Here is a 6527-nt window from a genome sequence, read left to right as displayed (position 1 = left end):
CCCTGCGCCCGGGACGAATCACGGCGCTCGTCGGCCCCAGCGGCGCGGGCAAATCGACGCTGGCATCACTGCTGTGCCGGTTCGATCGCCCCGACGCCGGCACGATCACCCTCGGTGACCTGGACTATGCGAACCTCACTGCAGCATCAATTCGCGACCACGTCACACTGCTACCCCAGCAGCCCGTCATCAAGGCCGCCACTGTCGCGGCCAACATCGCCTACGGCCGCCCGGACGCCAGCCGGGCCGAGATCATCAGTGCCGCAACAGCCGCCGACGCCGACTCGTTCATCAAGGAGCTCCCCGACGGCTACGACACGACACTCGAGGAAGACGGCCTCACCCTGTCCGGCGGGCAGCGCCAACGAATTGCTATCGCACGGGCGATCCTTCGCGACACCCCCGTCCTGGTGCTCGACGAACCGACCGCAGGACTCGACCACGACACCGCACAACGCGTCCTCGAACCGCTTCGGCGCCTCGCCGACGGCAAGACCACCCTCCTCATCACCCACGACCCCCGGGTTGCCGACATCGCCGATGACGTCGTTGTCCTGCGCGACGGGCGCCTGTCAGGGAGGAATAACACCCGCGCCGTCTGCGCCTCATAGCCACAGCAAGCGCCCCCCCACATCCACGACGAGGCGGCTATCTTCGCCGACAACGCCTCGATAGGGCCACGAAGCGCTCGACCCGGCCCGCCACTCGGTAACCGCCGCCCAACGGGCCTGCGGTGCCAGATATGCCCCCCGGGCCAGTCAGGCAGGAAGTGGGCGACATCCACGTCTTGGACGGGCCCGGATGAAGCGGCCACGCAAACGCATCTGGCGAGGACACTCTTTCTACGCCGTGGTACGGCGCGGCGAATCTGTCTCTCCACTACTGTGCTGTCCGCTATGTGTGCGCCCGCATTTTCGATTCGGGCTGAAATGTCGGAATTGTCTCCCAGTTTATTCACAGCGCATTTGCAGGTTCAAACCGATTGTTTGGCCATCCATACAGTGGGTAGAGTTCAAGCATGGCTGCATCCGCACCGAACAATTCGCCCGGCCACCACAGCAAGCGTAATTTGAAAGGAGCGGCCATAAGCACTCTCGCAAAAAGCCATTGGCGGTGACTGGCCGATCGATGGTTGAGTAATTACCGAGCAGCGCAGCCTGAATGGACTACCGTTTTCCGTCAGAACGTCCCGTCCCCCATTCGGGCCACAAAGTTTTGCAGCAATGCGCAGGCCATCCTGTTAACTCGTCAGCTCAATGCATCGCATCGATTGCGCTTCTAAGGATTAGAGACACCGAAGGATGATATATGTCGTTGCACACTGACACCCCCGGAAATTTCTGCCCCATTGACGCACTGCTCAATCTAGGTTATTCGATATTCGATGTGTCCCCACGGCGGCATTCCGATATCGGGAAAGGATTCGTGCGCCGAATCGGACTCCAGCACGAGCACGGCGAGGTGATTTGGTTCGACCAGCCGGCCTCGGCCGATACGCCGTGCGGGCCGGCCACATTGACGACGACAGACGGGGAAGTGCTTGTTGCCGAGCACAGCGGTGCTCTTTTAACCGCTGCCAGAATTATCTCTCTGCGACCTGACACCGGCTGGCGTCAAATCCCAGCGGTACGACTGCTCGGCCGAGATGTGAACCGCGTAGCGTAGAGGACGCTCAGCGAGTCTGACGGTGCTAACCGATCTGGCTGTAGCCCCCGAGTCGACACGCGTGGGACACAGCGCCAGACAGCGGAGGAACCCGTTCAACGCATCGGCATCACACCGATCCGACACACCCCGCTGTCCCCGATCCGCCCGCTCGCCAAGCAGCGCATTGCTGCGTAGTGACGCCCGAGCACGCAGGACGCGTCCTGTGTTCCTGTGGCGTGCGCCTTGCGCGTCTGCGAAGCGCACGCGGTTGACCGTCTTCACGAACTGAACATTCCGGCCGGGCAGCATCTCGCGTCCTGAGTGTACCTGCCCTGCTTAAGCCGCCCGATGTGCACTTCGCTGAACGCTGATCGGGTTCTTTGTTGGTCCCGTCGTTTCCACCGCTGTCGCTTGGTGCCCGCCCGTTCACAGCCGGATTCACAAGCGGCGCCGGGTGATGCAGGTGCGTGGTTGGGCACCACGGGCTCGTCGTGGCGGTCGGCGGCTTCAACGTCGTAGGTGTACTCATTTGCGCAGGATCAGTCCAGCTACCTCCCAGAATCGTTACGTATCAATGCTTGACCGGCGGTGATGGACGTCGTCGGGACAAGTGAAGGGAGGCGTCGTGAGACGTCGGATGATGATGATGACGGTGGCCGCGATCGGATTGCTGGCCGCCGTGCTGGTGGCGGGTTGTTCGGGCAACAGTGACGTACCCTCGGCGACCGCCGGGAATGCTGCCGTGCAGTCGAGCGCCGCTTCCGCCGGCACTGGCGAGAATGGCGCTGGCGTCACTGAGAGTGGTTCCACCGACCAGTCGCAGATGGCGGCGTTCGAGCAGTGCATGGCAAGCAATGGCGTCACGATGCCGGAACGGCCCGACAGCAGTGGCGCCGGGCAGCAGGCACCTCGTGCGGGTGCGCCAGCGGGCGGTACCCCGCCGACGGGAGCTCCGGGAGCGACCGGTGGGCCGTCGGAGGGCGGCGCGCCAGCCGCCCCGCCGGGTGTCGACGCGACCGCCTGGAAGAAGGCACAGGCTGCGTGTCAGTCGTACGCTCCTAGCCAACCTGCCGACTCCTAGCGGACACGCGTGCGTGCGACGCCCGCACACTGCCACAGTGGCAGTGTGCGGGCGTGCGGCGGGCCAGGGGGAGGCTAGGACACGCTTTTCTGCGTATCAGTGGCTGACCGGTGGCGATCTTCGCTTGCGAAAGATGTGAAGGGAGGCGTCGTGAGACGCTGAATGTCAATGATCGTTGTTGCGGTGTTCGGATTGATGGCTGTAGTGCTGATGGCGGGTTGTTCAGGCCCCAGTGGCGCCTCATCGGATACAGCCACGGGCGTCGCCGAGCGGTCGAGCACCGCCGGGCGATGGCACTGCTGAGCGTGCCGCAGGTGACGGTCAGAACGGTCAGCCGACCAGTGGCAGATGGCGAGATTTGAACAGTGCATGGCAGACAATGGGGTCACGATGCCGGAACGACCCGACAGCAGCGGCTCCGGGCAGCAGACACCTCCTGCGGGAGCGCCGGCCGACGGCGCCGCACCGCCAGCGGGAGCTCCGGGGCCGGGAGGGTCGTCAAACGGCGCACCTTCTGCCCCGCCGGGGGTAGATGCAACTGCGTGGAAGGAGAAGGCGCAGGCGGCGTGTCAGTCATATGCGCTGAACCGACCCGCCGACGCCTAGACAGACGCGGTGATACGTCGCGCCCGCACACCGACGTGGTGGTGCGGGCGCGACGCGACTGCGAGCGGCAGGCTAGCTGAGGTTCTCTGACACCCAGTTGATGAAGTTGTCCACCGAGTCCCCCGTCGTTTCGGCGGTGGTGTGTCCAAGTCCCCACACGGTTGCGAAGTCGACGTTGTCAACACCGAAATTCTGCAGTGCGAGCGCAAGATTGACCTCTACGGTGCTGGCCGTGTCGCCCTGCATGATGCCGGTGCGGATGCGCCAGTGTGGTGCCACTGTCGATGTCTTGTACCCGTCGTACATGTTGGAGAGGAAGTACATGGGGTTGTACATGTTCAGGCGATACTCGACGTCGTGGCCGGTGCTGTCTTTGACGACGAAATCGGTCTCGTAGGCGGCGGCGCCGTACTCAGATTTCCAGTCCGACAACTTCGCGTACGCCGGCTGGTTCTTGGCGATGAGCTCCCGCGACACCGGCGCGAAGTGTAGACCGTCGGTGTTCTTACCCATGACAACGTTTTCGGTCTGTTGGGCGCTGATGCCGTCGAAAGCCCCCACGTCCTTGGTGGCGTTCTTCTGACTCGTGACGAAGCCCTTCAGATTGAGGACGGTCGCCTTCTTCGTGTCAGCGTCGTAGCGGACCCACGTGCCGGCCTCGTTGAGGTGGTCGAAGTAGTCGTCGACCGTGTCGTAGGTCGTGGCAGTTGTCGAAGACGAATTGCCTCCCGGTGTCGCGCCGCCCGCTGGCGGTGTTCCGCCACCGGGCGCGGCACCACTGGGCGCAGCACCCGATGGCGGGCCGCCCGAGGCTCCTGCACCACCCATCCCGGCCATTGTCTGGGTATTCGGCGTGTACGGAAAGGTTGTGTAGGACAGGAAGTCGTTGAGCGAGGTCTGCACCACCGAGACGATGTGGTCGTAGTAGCTCCCGCGCAGATAGATACCGTCGCCGGTCTCGCTGAGTGTAAGGGCCTTACCGTCCGCGTCCTTCAAGGCAAGACGATTCTGGTAGTCGGCGAACGCCCGTGCGAGGTCCTGGGAGTACTGAGCGGTCCATGTACCGGCTGCACGGGTGCCCGTCGTGGCGAATTGGCCCATGTTCCATTCGTATGCAGCGTTCGCGTAATCCAGGCTGGTGATCGGGCACCACGCCATGGCGCCGGCCACGGCGTCACTCACGGTGTTGCCGTCGACGTCGGCCATTGCCGCGCCCAGCGTCTCGAGGTACGGAGCGTAGAGATCGCTGTCGCCCGAGGCCCCCATCACCGCGCTCTGCGCACCCCCACCGCTGTGACCGAAGACGAACACCGATTCTTTGTTCCCGGGCAACGCATTTCCCTGGACTTTGACGTAGCGCACGGCGGCTTTCAGGTCGACGACGCCCCATGGCGCATTGCCCGTGTAGGCGGTGGTTTGCGAGTCCTTGCCGCGCAGCCCCGCGGCGACGTAGACGTACCCAGCCTTCATATACGACGACACGTCGTCGTAGGAGTAGGTCGTCGGTGGTTTCTGCGCGGCGTATCCGGGTGTGTTGACCGGGAAGACGATCGGCGCGGTGGTAGCGCTGAGATTGCCGACGCGTCCGTCGGGGTTGACCTTGACGGTGTAGGTCCCGTCGCTGTTCTTCGTGCCGGCGAAGTACTTTCCCGGGACGAACACTCCAAGCGTCTCGTAGTCGGTGGCCTGAGGCTTCTCGACGTAGGTGATTCCGAGCTGGTAGTACACGTCGTTGGTCGGGTCGTAGGACCAGGTGGCCGCGTTCAGGGTCAGCGCTGGCGGCGGGCCCGCGGTCGCTTTCGCGGTGGTCGACGGTGATGATGAGTCCGACGACGTTCCGCACGCGGCCACGCCAAAGACGCCGACCACACCAGCCACTAGCCCGCCGCGCAGTACTGTCCGGCGCGAAATCTCCATCTGATCGTCTCCTCATCTCGCGTGCTCCTCGCACGCGTCTGTCTGTCGGCGCTGCGCGGCGTAGGCAACCGTTCCGGACTCGACCCCCAGTGTGCCGCCAGTTGCGGATCGGATCGCTGACTTTCGCCGTACTGGCAGCGCATTGACAGCCGGCGCACAGCAACCGCATCTGGTTGTGCGCAGCTGCCGCAGATTCAACGGCGCCCTCGAAATCACTGTGACCGACACCGGTACCTGGGACCCCAGCCCCGCAGAGCGGACTGGCACTCATCACCGCACTCAGCGACACCCATGCACTTACCGCCGGACCCGACGGGACCACCGTCACCATGTGCTGGCGGCCGACGCCTGTTTCTGACGACATGATATCTAGTATCGGAGTTCGAAACTAACTGCGGCAGAATCAAATTAGCCGATGATCACCCGGCGGCACTCACGTGCGGTCTTTCCAGCGCTCGTTGGCTGATTGTCGGGTCGTGCCGATGGCCGCGCCGATGTCGGCCCACGAGCGACCCAGCTGGCGGGCCTTGGCCACCGCGGCGTCGAGCAGTGCGTCGGCGTCCCTGCGGGCATCCACGGCCGCCCGGATCTCGTCGTCGAAGACCACCGCAGCGAAAGTGGCCGCGCTCGACCAACCCTTCGACGTTCTGCGCACCATCCTCGAGGCCGGCGACGCCGTGCACGCTCGTGCTGCGCTGCGACAGCTGCTGCAGGTGAGCGAATTCGGCGCCGACACCGTCGAGAGCATGCCTCTGAGATTCTTCAACCAGGAGTACGCAGACAAAATACGAGCCCAGAATGATCTCGTTGACGGCTGATGCGCACGCGCGGGCACCACGACATAACGCGTCATTATCGGCACTTCAAATCGGCTGGGCGAACTAGCAATTCGGGTTCGAGTTGACATAAGCGGCCTGCGAGCGGCGGCGTGAAAGGCGCCAAGCGGCCGCGCCGATGATCGAACAAGCCACACGACGCCGACCCACGTCGCACTGCGACTCGGCCCGATGTAACGACTGATGACGTCGACAGTCGCAAACATCGACAAGGTGATCCAGACGCAGAACAACACAAACAACGCGAACCCGATGTAGAACGGCCAGTTGTCCGCGCGGCAATCAGCAGCGGATTCGGATAGTCCGGCCGTGGCCATCAGCACATCCACAATCTACTCGCCGCGAGCAGCCCTACCCGACGGCCTTGTCGAGGAAGACGACCGTGTCGACGAGCGCACCGCCTAATGAACCGCCCCGGGTCTGTCGGAGGCTCTCGAACT

4 protein-coding genes are annotated in these 6527 nt (G+C 63.8%); 2 read left to right on the top strand and 2 right to left on the bottom strand.

The window, feature by feature from the left end; translation table 11 throughout:
• The coding region (locus M1L58_RS23105) for an ATP-binding cassette domain-containing protein (RefSeq protein ID WP_248660608.1) at positions 1–611 on the top strand (611 nt) is incomplete at its 5' end.
• Between the two features lie 2795 nt (positions 612–3406).
• Here M1L58_RS23105 and M1L58_RS23100 read toward each other — a convergent pair.
• Positions 3407–5251: a subtype A tannase gene (locus tag M1L58_RS23100; RefSeq protein WP_248660607.1), complete on the bottom strand. Its 1845-nt coding sequence runs from the start codon at positions 5249–5251 to the stop codon at positions 3407–3409.
• Between the two features lie 433 nt (positions 5252–5684).
• Positions 5685–5858: a hypothetical protein gene (locus tag M1L58_RS23095; RefSeq protein WP_248660609.1), complete on the bottom strand. Its 174-nt coding sequence runs from the start codon at positions 5856–5858 to the stop codon at positions 5685–5687.
• 10 nt (positions 5859–5868) lie between these two features.
• Here M1L58_RS23095 and M1L58_RS23090 point away from each other — a divergent pair, with 10 nt between their 5' ends.
• Positions 5869–6069 carry a hypothetical protein gene (locus M1L58_RS23090; RefSeq protein ID WP_248660606.1) on the top strand — a complete coding sequence of 67 codons (201 nt, stop codon included), beginning with the start codon at positions 5869–5871 and terminating at the stop codon, positions 6067–6069.
• Positions 6070–6527: the final 458 nt, after the last annotated feature.

It is taken from the genome of Gordonia sp. C13 (assembly GCF_023218005.1).
Lineage (GTDB): Bacteria > Actinomycetota > Actinomycetes > Mycobacteriales > Mycobacteriaceae > Gordonia > Gordonia namibiensis.
The sequence above is the reverse complement of the archived record's forward strand: the minus strand, read 5'-3'. Positions and strand labels throughout refer to the sequence as shown.

Excerpts from the sequence above, each read along its gene's own strand:
- M1L58_RS23100 (WP_248660607.1), bottom strand. The coding sequence starts at position 5,251 with ATGGAGATTTCGCGCCGGACAGTACTGCGCGGCGGGCTAGTGGCTGGT.